This window comes from Mucilaginibacter sp., assembly GCF_036383575.1.
GTDB lineage: Bacteria > Bacteroidota > Bacteroidia > Sphingobacteriales > Sphingobacteriaceae > Mucilaginibacter.
This window is the reverse complement of record NZ_DASVOB010000314.1, coordinates 1-12,533: the sequence shown is the minus strand read 5'-3', so window position 1 is coordinate 12,533 and position 12,533 is coordinate 1. Positions and strand designations below refer to the sequence as shown.

Annotated in this window: 13 protein-coding genes; 7 read left to right on the top strand and 6 right to left on the bottom strand. The window is 42.4% G+C overall.

Going from position 1 to position 12,533, the window contains the following annotated elements; genetic code table 11:
• Together VF500_RS10890 and VF500_RS10885 are read left to right on the top strand one after the other, a co-directional pair.
• Nucleotides 1-320: Crp/Fnr family transcriptional regulator (locus VF500_RS10890; protein WP_330859695.1), on the top strand; the 320-nt coding region annotated here is incomplete at its 5' end.
• Between the two features lie 84 nt (nucleotides 321-404).
• Nucleotides 405-866, top strand: coding sequence for a lactate dehydrogenase (locus VF500_RS10885; RefSeq protein ID WP_330859694.1), 462 nt, complete (start codon nucleotides 405-407; stop codon nucleotides 864-866).
• Nucleotides 867-869: 3 nt separating this feature from the next.
• Here VF500_RS10885 and VF500_RS10880 read toward each other — a convergent pair whose 3' ends face one another.
• The 3 genes from VF500_RS10880 to VF500_RS10870 all read right to left on the bottom strand — a co-directional run bounded on the left by VF500_RS10880 (nucleotide 870) and on the right by VF500_RS10870 (nucleotide 4,421).
• The gene (locus VF500_RS10880) at nucleotides 870-1,265 is read right to left on the bottom strand and encodes a hypothetical protein (RefSeq protein ID WP_330859693.1); all 396 of its coding nucleotides are present in this window, start codon (nucleotides 1,263-1,265) and stop codon (nucleotides 870-872) included.
• 305 nt (nucleotides 1,266-1,570) lie between these two features.
• Nucleotides 1,571-2,977, bottom strand: a complete 1,407-nt coding sequence (gene dacB / locus VF500_RS10875; protein ID WP_330859692.1) for a D-alanyl-D-alanine carboxypeptidase/D-alanyl-D-alanine endopeptidase — start codon at nucleotides 2,975-2,977, stop codon at nucleotides 1,571-1,573.
• Nucleotides 2,955-4,421 (bottom strand): APC family permease, encoded by a 1,467-nt coding sequence (locus tag VF500_RS10870; protein WP_330859691.1) that lies wholly within the window; start codon nucleotides 4,419-4,421, stop codon nucleotides 2,955-2,957. Before VF500_RS10870 ends, dacB begins: the two co-directional genes overlap by 23 nt.
• A 155-nt stretch (nucleotides 4,422-4,576) precedes the next feature.
• Between VF500_RS10870 and VF500_RS10865 the strand changes: the two genes are divergently transcribed.
• Nucleotides 4,577-6,820 (top strand): sodium-translocating pyrophosphatase, encoded by a 2,244-nt coding sequence (locus tag VF500_RS10865; protein ID WP_330859690.1) that lies wholly within the window; start codon nucleotides 4,577-4,579, stop codon nucleotides 6,818-6,820.
• A 357-nt stretch (nucleotides 6,821-7,177) separates the two neighbouring features.
• On the opposite strand, the gene VF500_RS10860 is transcribed toward VF500_RS10865, so the two are convergent.
• Nucleotides 7,178-7,378: a helix-turn-helix domain-containing protein gene (locus VF500_RS10860; RefSeq protein WP_110585958.1), complete on the bottom strand. Its 201-nt coding sequence runs from the start codon at nucleotides 7,376-7,378 to the stop codon at nucleotides 7,178-7,180.
• Nucleotides 7,379-7,381: 3 nt separating this feature from the next.
• Nucleotides 7,382-8,029, bottom strand: a complete 648-nt coding sequence (locus tag VF500_RS10855) for a DUF2975 domain-containing protein (protein ID WP_330859689.1) — start codon at nucleotides 8,027-8,029, stop codon at nucleotides 7,382-7,384.
• A 228-nt stretch (nucleotides 8,030-8,257) separates the two neighbouring features.
• Here VF500_RS10855 and VF500_RS10850 point away from each other — a divergent pair, with 228 nt between their 5' ends.
• Nucleotides 8,258-9,118, top strand: a complete 861-nt coding sequence (locus VF500_RS10850) for a sigma-70 family RNA polymerase sigma factor (RefSeq protein WP_090466905.1) — start codon at nucleotides 8,258-8,260, stop codon at nucleotides 9,116-9,118.
• Nucleotides 9,119-9,398: 280 nt separating this feature from the next.
• Here VF500_RS10850 and sucC read toward each other — a convergent pair whose 3' ends face one another.
• Nucleotides 9,399-10,592: an ADP-forming succinate--CoA ligase subunit beta gene (gene sucC / locus VF500_RS10845; protein WP_330859688.1), complete on the bottom strand. Its 1,194-nt coding sequence runs from the start codon at nucleotides 10,590-10,592 to the stop codon at nucleotides 9,399-9,401.
• A gap of 284 nt (nucleotides 10,593-10,876) precedes the next feature.
• On the opposite strand from sucC, the gene VF500_RS10840 reads away from it, so the two are divergent.
• The 3 genes from VF500_RS10840 to VF500_RS10830 are packed head-to-tail and all read left to right on the top strand — an operon-like array spanning nucleotide 10,877 to nucleotide 12,445.
• Nucleotides 10,877-11,536: an ABC transporter ATP-binding protein gene (locus VF500_RS10840; protein WP_110585960.1), complete on the top strand. Its 660-nt coding sequence runs from the start codon at nucleotides 10,877-10,879 to the stop codon at nucleotides 11,534-11,536.
• Between the two features lies 1 nt (nucleotide 11,537).
• Nucleotides 11,538-11,837 carry a hypothetical protein gene (locus VF500_RS10835; RefSeq protein ID WP_110585961.1) on the top strand — a complete coding sequence of 100 codons (300 nt, stop codon included), beginning with the start codon at nucleotides 11,538-11,540 and terminating at the stop codon, nucleotides 11,835-11,837.
• A complete protein-coding gene (locus tag VF500_RS10830; protein ID WP_330859687.1) occupies nucleotides 11,837-12,445 on the top strand; it encodes an HAD family hydrolase in 609 nt (202 codons plus the stop codon). Before VF500_RS10835 ends, VF500_RS10830 begins: the two co-directional genes overlap by 1 nt.
• The last annotated feature ends 88 nt before the right edge of the window (nucleotides 12,446-12,533 follow it).

Genomic DNA, 12,533 nt, shown 5'->3' with positions numbered 1-12,533 from the left:
ATCTGCTCAATTTATATCCTGATGTTGCCCGGGAGTTTATCAAACTGCTCTCCAACCATATCCGCGACAGGGAAGAACAGCTATTGCAGCTTGCCTATAACTCTGTACGCAAAAGAATGGCCGATACCCTGATGCGCCTTTATAAACAACAGGGGGTCGATTTCAAAGTTTCGCGCGAGGACCTTGCAGCCATGGCCGGCGTTGCTACCGAGACCGTAAGCCGCACCCTTACCGATTTTAAAGACGAAAATCTCATCGATAAAAAGGGCAGCCAGATCACCGTACTCTCACCCGAACGGCTTGGTAAAATGAAAAACTGACCATCGTCACTTTTTTAGCTGACATTGCTCATTCCCCCAGCGATAGCTTAAGGATAGCTTTGCCTTTGGTTAAATAAATCATGGATGAAAGCGATAGCCTACAATATTAAGCCCTTCGAAAAAGAGTTTTTGGCAATAGCCAACCATAAAAAACACGAGATCACGCTGATATCAAACAACCTCAGCATTGATACAGCCATCTTCGCCGAGGGAAAAACGGCAGCTATCATCACCCTTGACGACGAGGTAACCGCCGGTGTTATGGAAAAGCTTGCGGCAGCAGGTATTAAATATATTGTCACCCGATCATCCGGTACCGGTCATATTGATAAAGAAGCGGCCTCGCAATTTGGTATTAAACTGGCCAATATCCCTGCTGTATCTTCTCAACATACCTTGAATACCGACGACGATTTACAAGAAACAGCCAATCAAACCATCCGCTGCCTCGATCTGTGGCAATCAAATAAATGTGTAGGCAAAGCCTGCGTTTGTGCTAAAGGATGCAAGAGTGTGGTTTTGGATGATGTGAAAGAAGCATTGTAAATCCTACTTCTGTATCAACACCAGCAACGCCTGTGGCGTTTCATAAGTTGTGCCTTTATAGCTAAGCGCTTTAACACCTACACAAACGGTATCAATAGTTTTAGTAGCATGGGTAATATAGATCTTTCCCCTTACATCAGGCTCGGTACCATCGCTTACCGTTTTCATGCCGGTTAGCAACTGCATCACGCTATCAATACCCGGCTTTTTATCAAAGTTTTTTTCTTTCCCTTCGGGGAAGTAATAGTCAAACTTATCGCAGGTGATCCTGAATTGGGTTTCGCGGCCAAGCTCTGTAAATTTGAATTTGATGGATTGCACATCATCATTTGAATTGCTTTTGCTTTTGCAGGCAACGAATGACAGCGCCGCAAAGAAAATAAGTTTATAATTTTTCATTATTGGTTTTGATGGTATTACGGTTCCAATAAAGTTAAGATGTTTCACAATAGAATAAAAGTTGGTATGAATATATTGACCCCATGTGTATGGTCAAGCGTCCACACCATAGCCGTTAATCTAAACAATTAATTGTACAAAAGATTTAAGATTCCCCTCTTGAGAGGGGGCGCGGCGGAACGAGCGATAGCAGGGGTGTGTTTCTTCTACAAGCTCATCAAAGCAGGAACATACCCCTCCGCCCCTCTTAAGGGGGGAATCGCACAATCCCACGCTTTTTCCTTTCAGATTAAAGAAGTTCCAGATCACTTCAACTCATCCAGCACCCGGAACATTTTTTCCTTTATCCCCCGGCTCGATCCGCTGAAGTTATTAACCATGATGGAAAAACAAAGCTCACGCCCGTTTTTGGTTTGACAGCCTGCGTAACACAATACATTATTGATACTACCACTTTTCATCTTCATATCATTATAAACAGGCAGACTTGCATAAAGATCAGCAAACCAGCTTTCCTTTTTAGCCGACTGCAGTACGCGGGCCAGTGTTAAGGTAGTTACCCTGTCGCCGGGCGAAAGACCGCTGCCATCATAAATATTCATGCTTTTTGTATCTATCCCCCTGGCTGCCCAAAACTTTTGCACCTCATCAACTCCATTGGCAGTGGTTGGTTTACGGCCTTGTTTCCAGGCTATGGTTTTAAGCAGTTGTTCGGCATACAGGTTAATGCTTTTCTGGTTAAGCCAATAAACTATTTTGCTTAAGGTTGGTGACGAGATAGTTGCCAGGTTCTTAACAATAACCGGCAAAGGCTGATTTTTAGCACTCAAAGTAGCTGCTGATTCCGGTTCGCTACCAATGATAATACCAAGGCTCCTGAGCGTATCATTTAGCCGTAGCGCTGCATCATAGGCAGCATCAGGCAAGGCAGCCGAAATACTTTTTTTGTCCTGGTCGATAGCATAGGTACCCCGCAGGTACATTACTTTACTGCCAACAGGTAAAAAGGCATAAGCATTGTCGCCCGAACCTGCCGAACCATTGATCAGTTCGCTTTTGAAGGAAAGATATGGCATTTGCGGAACGGTATGGGATACGCCAACCGGATTACCAACGCCCCCGGTGCGCAGTTTAATATCGAACTGGTTTTCGCGCCAGCAAAGGCCCGATGTACCGGCACCGTAATAGTTGCCGATATCCTGCCAGATCCATCCTTCGGGGATAGATTGGGTGCCAAAAACGCTATCGTCGCCTATAATACGCCCGGTAATTTTTTTGATGCCTGCCTTTTGCAGGGCATTAGCCATCAGGGTTAATACATGGCTTTCCTTGGTTTGTTCATAGCGCCAGCTGCCCAGAGTTGGGTCGCCTGCGCCTTTAATGATGATATCGCCGTTAAGGGTACCGTCGGCTGCTATGTCTCCCGTATATCCTAATTGTGTTTGGTATTGAAAATCGGGACCTAAAACGTTAAAAGCCGTAATACTGGTAATAGTTTTAAGCGTTGAGGCTGTAGCGAGCCCCATGTTAGGGTTACCGCCAAACACCTGCTCACCGGTTTTGGCGTCAAGCACAGTTAACGATACCGAGGCATAACTGCACTGACTATCGGCCTGTAAACGGTTAAAAGCATTTGATATTTTTTGCTGAAGCGTTTGTGCTCCGGCATATCCCCCTATAAATAAAAAACTAACTAACAGTAATCGCTTCATCCTCATTCTTAACGTTCCGCTGCGAGATATAATATATCGGTAAACCTATAAGTACAATTCCAAGCCCGATAAGCGTAAAGCTTTGTTTATAAACAAGCAACAGAATACAAAATGCGATCCCCATGACAATATAAATAGCAGGTAAAATCGGGTAACCGATGGCTTTATAAGGGCGCTCGGCGTTTGGCAGTTTAGCACGCAAAATAAAAATGCCCAATATCGTCAACACATAAAATACAACCACCACAAATGAGATCATATCCAGCAAATCGCCATAACGACCGCTCAAGCACAGTAATGAAGCCACCACGCACTGAATCCATAACCCAAACTGCGGCACACCAAACTTATTGAGGTTACCGGTTTGCTTAAAAAACAAACCATCTTTAGCCATGGTATAATAAACCCTCGCACCAGAAAGGATCAGGCCATTGTTACAGCCAAACGTTGATATCATGATCATCACGGCAATTACATAAGTACCGATATTGCCAAAAATAACGTGTGAAGCAGCCACCGCTACCCTGTCCTTATCAGCAACGGTAATTTCATGTAATGATAGTACACCGGTATATACCACATTGGCCATAACGTAAATAAAGGTTACAATGATAGTTCCCCACATCATGCTCAAAGCAACATCGCGTTTGGGGTTTTTCATTTCACCGGCCACAAAGGTTACGCTGTTCCAGGCATCACTGCTAAAAATAGAGCCCACCATGGCTGCGGCAATAGCGCCAAGCGCAGTGCCGGTTGTCAGGGTGGTAATGCTGCCGTCTTTATTAAGGTTATGCAAATCCCAGGCATTAGTCCAGTTGGCATGCCATATATCGGCTTTAAAGGCCAGCAATCCGAAGGCAATCAACCCGAATAAACTGATGAGCTTAGTTAACGTAAAAATTGTTTGAATCAATTTACCGCCTTTTACACCACGGGTATTTACGTAAGTAAGGATAATGATCAATATAATAGATACTACCTGCGCAGCACTTATGGTAAAAAACTTCGGGTCGCCGGTTGGGGTTGCCCCGGTTTGGAGTTTCCACAATATATTATCTTCGCTGAAAGCCGGTATTAAATAAGCAGTGAACTTACTGAAAGCTACCCCTACTGCCGCTATGGTACCGGTTTGGATCACCGCGAAAAAACTCCAGCCATATAAAAACGCTATTAGCTTGTTGTAAGCCTCTTTTAAATAAACATACTGACCGCCTGCTTTTGGGTACATACCGCTTAATTCGCCGTAACTAAGGGCAGCAGTAAGGGTCATGAAACCGGTAATAACCCAGATGGCTATAAGCCAGCCGGCCGAGCCTACATTACGGGTGATATCTGCACTAACAATAAAAATACCTGAGCCTATCATGGAGCCTGATACCAGCATGGTACCATCCAGCAAGCTAAGCTCATGTTTCATTTTGGGTTGCGATGAGTTTTTCGCCATATATTGTTTTAGGGTTTAAATCTCTAAACTATTCAAAAAACTTTAATATTAAGGATCACTATAGTAAATAAATAAAATTACTATTTTGCAATCACCAATTATTATTAAACACTGTTAAAACCAAGCAGTACTACTTATTAAACCAAACTTGTGATATGGATTTTCTGAACAATTATTTAATTTATTTAATTCCTGTTTTAGGGCTGATCGGCATCCTTGTTATGGCCGTTAAAGCCGCCTGGGTTACTAAACAAGATGCAGGTGACGGTGATATGGCCACACTTGCCGGCTACATAGCAGACGGCGCAATGGCCTTTTTACGTGCCGAATGGAAAGTACTTGGCGGCTTTGTTGCCGTTGCAGCTATTTTACTGGCATGGTCGGGCACAACAGTTGCCACTTCGAGCTGGGTTATAGCTATATCATTTGTGATAGGCGCATTTTTATCGGCCTTTGCCGGTTACCTGGGGATGCGTATTGCTACCAAAGCCAACGTACGTACTACACAGGCTGCGCGCACCAGTTTGGCACAAGCATTAAAAGTATCATTTACCGGCGGTACCGTGATGGGTTTAGGCGTCGCCGGTTTGGCCATCATCGGTTTAGGATCACTTTTTATTGTTTTTTACCAGGTTTATGTAGTTAAGGTAGCAGGCAGTACTGTTAACGGCGAGGCTATGGCGAAAGCACTTGACGTTTTGGCTGGCTTTTCATTAGGTGCAGAATCAATAGCACTATTTGCCCGTGTCGGCGGCGGGATCTATACCAAAGCGGCCGACGTAGGTGCCGACCTTGTAGGTAAAGTTGAAGCAGGAATCCCTGAAGATGATGTACGGAACCCCGCTACCATTGCCGATAACGTAGGTGATAACGTAGGTGACGTTGCCGGTATGGGTGCCGACCTTTTTGGCTCATATGTTGCCACTATGCTGGCTACCATGGTACTGGGCCGCGAAATTGTATCACACGATAACTTTGGCGGTATAGCCCCGGTATTGTTGCCGATGGTTATTGCCGGTCTTGGATTAATATTTTCAATTGTCGGTGCATCTCTTGTAAAAATTAAGAAAGAAACCGACAGCGTTCAAAATGCACTGAACATGGGCAACTGGGCGTCAATTATACTAACAGCTATTGCCACTTATTTTGTTGTACAATGGATGTTACCATCGGGCGAATTTCACATGGTACGTGATGAAGTTAACGGTGCTGTGAAAGAAGGGATAATTCCTTTCACCAAAAACGGCGTTTTCGGATCAATAGTGGTTGGTCTTGTGGTAGGTACTTTAATGTCAATTATTACAGAATATTATACGGCGATGGGCAAACGCCCGGTACTGAGCATCATCAGGCAATCATCAACCGGTCATGCTACTAATATCATCGGTGGTTTATCTGTAGGTATGGAATCAACCGTACTACCGATCCTTGTTTTGGCATCGGGCATTTATGGTTCCTATTATTTTGCAGGTTTATATGGTGTAGCTATTGCTGCTGCCGGTATGATGGCAACCACTGCCATGCAGCTGGCTATCGACGCTTTCGGACCAATTGCTGACAATGCCGGTGGTATTGCCGAGATGAGCCGCCTGCCCGAAGAAGTTCGTCACCGTACTGATAACCTTGATGCTGTTGGTAACACTACCGCTGCTACAGGCAAGGGCTTTGCTATTGCTTCGGCAGCGTTAACCTCATTGGCATTATTTGCTGCCTTTGTGGGCGTAGCCGGCATTGAGCATATTGATATTTATAAAGCTAATGTGTTGGCCGGCCTGTTTGTTGGAGGGATGATCCCTTTCATCTTTTCGGCCTTGTGTATCTCTGCGGTAGGTCGTGCTGCTATGGCCATGGTTGAAGAAGTGCGTCGCCAGTTCCGTGAAATTCCGGGCATCATGACCTACGAAGGTAAACCCGAATACGAAAAATGCGTGGCGATATCAACCAAAGCGTCAATCCGCGAAATGGTTGCCCCCGGTTTAATAGCACTGATCACTCCTATTATTATCGGTTTTGCCTTTGGCCCCGAAGTATTGGGTGGACTGTTGGCAGGGGTTACCGTATCAGGTGTGCTGATGGGTATTTTCCAGAGTAACGCCGGTGGTGCATGGGACAATGCTAAAAAATCATTTGAAAAGGGCTGCGATATCAACGGAGAGATCTTCTATAAAAAATCAGAGCCGCACAAAGCATCTGTAACAGGTGATACTGTAGGTGATCCGTTTAAAGATACTTCAGGCCCTTCCATGAACATCTTGATTAAATTAATGTCGATAGTATCATTGGTTATTGCGCCTCACCTGAACAGCCGTCCGGCTGCAACCAGCGCAAGGATCCAAAAAGAGATGAATAAACAACCTATCAGTATGCATATGGTTGTTAAAGCAGAGAAAAGTGTTTAATAGTTTTTATATTCAATGAAGAGAGCCGCCTGATAAGGGCGGCTTTTTTGTTGTCTGAACCAGGATTTATACGATTTGCCGGATTAATGGATTTTATGAATCTTAAATTCCGTGTTAGGGATTGCAAGTTTGGGTTGGGTTGACTCTACTAACAAAAGGGGGTTAACAGGGTTAACACAATTCAGGGTTAACATTTACTTATATAATTAATAATCAGATAATTGAGTGGTTTTTATACAAAAAACATGTAAACCCCCTTTTTGTATAAATATTATCGGCTAAATTTCAATCCATAGGTAACACAACACCAAGGGTGGTCAATTTGATTTATGATACAGCCTCATTACTCATTCTATTTCACCTATATTCCAAAATATCCCCCGGCTGGCAATCGAGGGCTTTGCATATCGCTTCAAGCGTTTCAAAACGGATAGCTTTCGCTTTACCCGTTTTCAGGATGGAAAGATTTGATATGGTGATGCCTACCCTGTCGCTCAGTTCATTTAATGACATTTTTCGCTTTGCCATCATCACATCAAGATTGATAATTATAGGCATGGCTTATATTGTTAACTCTTGCTCCTCTTTAAGCCTGGCGCCCTGCTTAAATGCTTCGGCCAATATAAATACCAATATAGCAAACACCAGTGTACCAAAATTAAATGCCGAGGTATTGATGATTTTTAACGGCACGTGCAGTTTCGTTATTAGCTCCTGGTACGATACCTGCTGGCCTGCATAATCAGTCAATGTAAACAGTAACAGCAACATCCCAGTGCTTTTGATCCACATAATGCATTGCGGCTCAAACAAAGTACCCTCTACAATATTTACAATAACCTTATTAATAAGATATGCTATCCTTATTACTATTACAGTTGTCATAAGTACCAGCCCGATTTCAATTACGTTCAATAACCATGATGCAGATATTTTATCATTATTAACCACAATATCACTGCTTATAATTATATTCTTTAAAGTATAGTCGTCACCTATCTTCATTTCGCCATTATTTTTTTGCGAAATAAAGCTTCCATCAATAGTGGCCTGCAATGTTGGCCCGTATCTTTTAACGCCATCGGTTGAACCCATTCCATCATTATAACCATCTTTAAATCCCTGCCAGAAATCGGCGGCTATATTTTGAAAAACAAACAAACCAAACACTATATAAACAAGTATTTGCAGGGCACGTACCTTTTTCATTACACTTCGATATTAATTCAATTCAAATGAAAACAATATTTATTAAATAACAAAATAAATTCATCGTTTTACAATAAATTTTAGCCGCTATTCATAAAATAAAAAATTAAAATATAAAATTTGACACTGGTATTGCTATTTCTGATTTATATGTTTTATTTTAGAAACAAAATATTAGCTTTGCACGTTCTATTCAGGATATAAGGAATAGACAGGTTTATTAAATAGATGAGACAACTCAAAATAACGCAATCCATTACCAATCGCGAGTCGCAATCGCTTGATAAATATCTTCACGAGATTGGTAAGGTAGACCTAATAACCGCCGAAGAAGAAGTAATTTTAGCTCAGAAGATCCGCGAGGGCGACCAGGCGGCATTGGAGCGTTTAACCAAAACGAACCTTCGCTTTGTTGTATCTGTTGCTAAACAATACCAAAACCAGGGCCTTACACTTGGCGATTTGATTAACGAGGGTAACCTCGGCCTGATCAAAGCTGCCAAACGTTTTGATGAGACCAAAGGCTTTAAATTTATATCGTACGCTGTATGGTGGATCCGCCAATCGATATTGCAGGCTATTGCCGAGCAATCACGTATTGTGCGCTTACCGCTTAATCAGGTAGGTTCATTAAGTAAGATCAGCAAAGCTTTTTCAAAGCTTGAGCAGGAGTACGAGCGTGAGCCATCGCCCGAAGAACTTGCCGATATCCTGGAGACCACTGTTGATAAGATCTCTGATACATTAAGCAACTCTGGCCGTCATGTATCAATGGATGCACCATTTGTACAGGGCGAAGAAAACACACTGCTTGACGTACTGGAAAACCAGGAACCCAACACCGATTCGATCCTGATCAATGAGTCGTTATCCGAAGAGATCAAACGTTCGCTTTCAACCTTAACTGAGCGTGAGCGCGAGATCATTGTATTGTTCTTTGGCTTAGGCACCAATCACCCGCTTTCATTAGAGGAAATTGGCGAAAAATTCAACCTTACCCGCGAACGTGTACGCCAGATCAAGGATAAAGCCTTGCAACGCCTGCGCCACACTTCAAGGAGCAAAATATTGAAATCATATTTAGGGTAATTAAACCCTTTAAAATATTAAAAGCCATCGATTTTCGATGGCTTTTTTGCTTTCCTACATACCCTCTCCCGACCGTCATTGCGAGGAACGAAGCAATCCCAAACTGTACAGAGGAATTTGCATAGCTGTTCTGCTTATTGGGGATTGCTTCGTACCTCGCAATGACGTGGTGTAGAGCACAAACGCGTACCTACAAAAAAAGCGGCGAGCCTAAACTCACCGCTTTCATATCTAAAGGCATAGCAACTAATCTCTAATCACCAACCTCTAATCTCTCAAATTAAAGTGCTAAAACCTCTTTAACACGGTCAGCAGCTTCTTTCAGCAATATAGCCGAGTAAACTTTCAAACCTGAGTTATCGATCAATGCTTTTGCTTCAGCAGCATTTGTGCCTTGCAAACGCACGATGATCGGAACCGGAATGTTACCAATTTCATTGTAAGCGTCAATCACACCTTGTGCAACACGATCGCAACGTACAATACCACCAAAAATGTTGATCAGAATTGCTTTTACATTAGGATCAGACAAGATGATATTGAAACCAGCTTTTACAGTTTGCGCGTTGGCAGTACCACCCACGTCAAGGAAGTTAGCAGGTTCGCCACCGGCAATTTTAATGATATCCATAGTAGCCATAGCTAAACCGGCACCATTAACCATACAACCAACGTTACCATCAAGCTTAACATAGTTAAGGTTTGATTTGCTGGCTTCAACCTCAGTTGGATCTTCCTCATCGGTATCACGCATTGCAGCGTAATCCGGGTGACGGTAAAGCGCGTTATCGTCAAGGTTTACTTTAGCGTCGACAGCTAAAATTTTATTATCAGAGGTTTTTAAAACCGGGTTAATTTCAAATTGTGATGAATCGGTACCTTCATAGGCTTTGTATAAAGCAGCAATGAATTTGGTCATGTCTTTAAACGCTTCGCCTTCAAGGCCAAGGTTAAAAGCTATTTTACGGGTTTGAAAACCTTGTAAACCAACTTTAGGGTCGATCTCTTCTTTAAATATAAGCTCAGGAGTTGAGTGTGCAACTTCCTCAATGTCCATACCACCCTCGGTGCTGTACATGATGATGTTGCGGCCGCGTGCGCGGTCAAGCAATACGCTCATGTAAAACTCTTTGGTTTCGCTTTCGCCGGGATAGTAAACATCCTGTGCTACTAAAACCTTCTTAACTTTTTTACCTTCAGGACCGGTTTGCGGAGTTACCAGCTGCATACCTAAAATATTACCGGTATGTTCTTTAACCTGATCGACGTTTTTAGCAAGTTTAACACCACCGCCTTTACCACGGCCACCTGCGTGGATCTGTGCTTTTATCACTACCCAGCTTGAGCCCAGGTCTTCTTTCAATTTTTGGGCAGCCTCAACAGCCTGCTCAACAGTATCGGCTACAATGCCTTCCTGAACTCTAACGCCATAGCTTTTTAATATAGCTTTACCCTGATATTCGTGAATATTCATGTTTTGAAGAATTTGCGGTAAAGCTACAATTTTGTTTGAAACGGTAAACACCTTGTTTCAGTTTATTTGCCCTTATTTAGGGTAAATAACATTGTATTTACAAAATACTATGCATCCTGTTTTTTTAGCTCGCAAAGGCGCTAAGACGCCAAAAAAGAAATCCTTTGCGTCTTAGCGCCTTTGCGAGAGGATAATAAAACGTGCATTTTATGATATTATATAATGAACATTCAATAATCAGTATCCCCAAACAAATAAATCAGCTAATCCGTTAACTTTGTCAAATGCTAAAAGCTAAATCTATCCATAAATCATACGGACAGCTGCAAATATTAAAAGGTGTTGACCTTGAGGTACAAAAAGGCGAAATTGTAACCATCGTAGGGGCCTCGGGAGCCGGGAAAAGTTCCCTTCTTAATATATTAGGCACGCTTGACAGGCCGGATTCGGGCGAATTATATATCAACGATATTGAGCTAAATAAGCTCAGCAACAAAAACCTGAGCGATTTCCGGAACCGGCAGATTGGTTTTATATTTCAGTTTCACCATTTACTGGCCGAGTTTAGTGCCCTTGAAAACGTTTGTATCCCGGCTTTTATAGCAGGAAAATCAAAATCTGATGCCGAAAAAAAAGCCGCCGAACTGCTTGACCTGCTGGGTTTAAAAGAGAGGCTACACCACAAACCCAACCAGCTATCGGGCGGTGAGCAGCAAAGAGTGGCCGTAGCACGCGCACTGATCAATAACCCTGCCCTTATTTTTGCAGATGAGCCTTCGGGCAACCTTGATTCGGTCAACGCGCTTGAACTTCATGAATTATTTATTAAGCTGAAGAATGATTTCAGGCAAACCTTTGTAATTGTTACCCATAATGAAGATCTTGCAAACCTGTCGGACCGTACAGTTACAATGAAGGATGGTTTAATTGTTAACGCCCATTAACATGAGCATTTTAATTACCGCCGCCACATCGGCACAAGCTTACCAGCTTAAAAACAAACTGGAAGGAAAAAATATTATTTTAGGTGATCATATGGATTTGCCCGACTTTATGGTAAAAACAGGCAAAATGATATTATTACCCAAACCGGCTTCGGCAAGTTATACACATGAAATGTTAACGCTTTGCCTGGATAAGGGTGTTGATTCGGTTTATTTGTTAAGACCTGATGAAACGGCACTTTTATTAAAAGCCGAAACCCTTTTTAATGAATACGATATAAAACTACACGTAATTGCTTAATGGACTATAAGGATATTGATAAACGTAAAACGGCTTTTATTTTTGAGTTAGATGATGTGCTTTATCCGGCAAAGGATTACTACTTTCAGGCTTATTACCTGTTTGCCAACATGCTTGAATATATTGAGCTGATTGATGCTAAGGCCGCAACCAAAGTACTAACCGATACGTATATAGCTGAAGGGAAGGATGCTGCATTTAACCGCTTAACGGAGCAATTCCCGGTGGCTGAGCAATACCGCGATAAGTTTGAAAACCTGCTTTTAACTGCCAAATTACCGCTGAAACTGCTTTTATATCAGAATATACTTACCTTGATGCAGGAAATTGTGGTCGACCGCAAAGCACTGTTCATTGTAACCAATGGCAACGTACAGGAACAAGTAAATAAAATAAAACAAACAGAATGGCACGGACTGGAAAAATATCTCCGTTGCTACTTTACCGAAGAAACCGCTCCGAAACCCGAGCCTGATGTAATAGACCTGCTTATTCAGGAACATGGCCTCCAGCGCAAAGAAATTGTGATGATTGAAAATTCAGAAACCGACAGGCGCTGCGCTGAAGCCAGCGGCATTGACTGTATCAGTGTTAAAGACTTTTTATAGTATTACCTATAACATACTTACTAACAAGGCGTTTTAATACTTAAACTCAAGTGTATGAGAAAAATATTTTACTTTTTAGCCCTTATTT

Coding starts and splice junctions, on each gene's coding strand:
- VF500_RS10885 (WP_330859694.1), top strand. CDS start 405: ATGAAAGCGATAGCCTACAATATTAAGCCCTTCGAAAAAGAGTTTTTG.
- VF500_RS10880 (WP_330859693.1), bottom strand. CDS start 1,265: ATGAAAAATTATAAACTTATTTTCTTTGCGGCGCTGTCATTCGTTGCC.
- dacB (WP_330859692.1), bottom strand. CDS start 2,977: ATGAAGCGATTACTGTTAGTTAGTTTTTTATTTATAGGGGGATATGCC.
- VF500_RS10870 (WP_330859691.1), bottom strand. CDS start 4,421: ATGGCGAAAAACTCATCGCAACCCAAAATGAAACATGAGCTTAGCTTG.
- VF500_RS10865 (WP_330859690.1), top strand. CDS start 4,577: ATGGATTTTCTGAACAATTATTTAATTTATTTAATTCCTGTTTTAGGG.
- VF500_RS10860 (WP_110585958.1), bottom strand. CDS start 7,378: ATGCCTATAATTATCAATCTTGATGTGATGATGGCAAAGCGAAAAATG.
- VF500_RS10855 (WP_330859689.1), bottom strand. CDS start 8,029: ATGAAAAAGGTACGTGCCCTGCAAATACTTGTTTATATAGTGTTTGGT.
- VF500_RS10850 (WP_090466905.1), top strand. CDS start 8,258: ATGAGACAACTCAAAATAACGCAATCCATTACCAATCGCGAGTCGCAA.
- sucC (WP_330859688.1), bottom strand. CDS start 10,592: ATGAATATTCACGAATATCAGGGTAAAGCTATATTAAAAAGCTATGGC.
- VF500_RS10840 (WP_110585960.1), top strand. CDS start 10,877: ATGCTAAAAGCTAAATCTATCCATAAATCATACGGACAGCTGCAAATA.
- VF500_RS10835 (WP_110585961.1), top strand. CDS start 11,538: ATGAGCATTTTAATTACCGCCGCCACATCGGCACAAGCTTACCAGCTT.
- VF500_RS10830 (WP_330859687.1), top strand. CDS start 11,837: ATGGACTATAAGGATATTGATAAACGTAAAACGGCTTTTATTTTTGAG.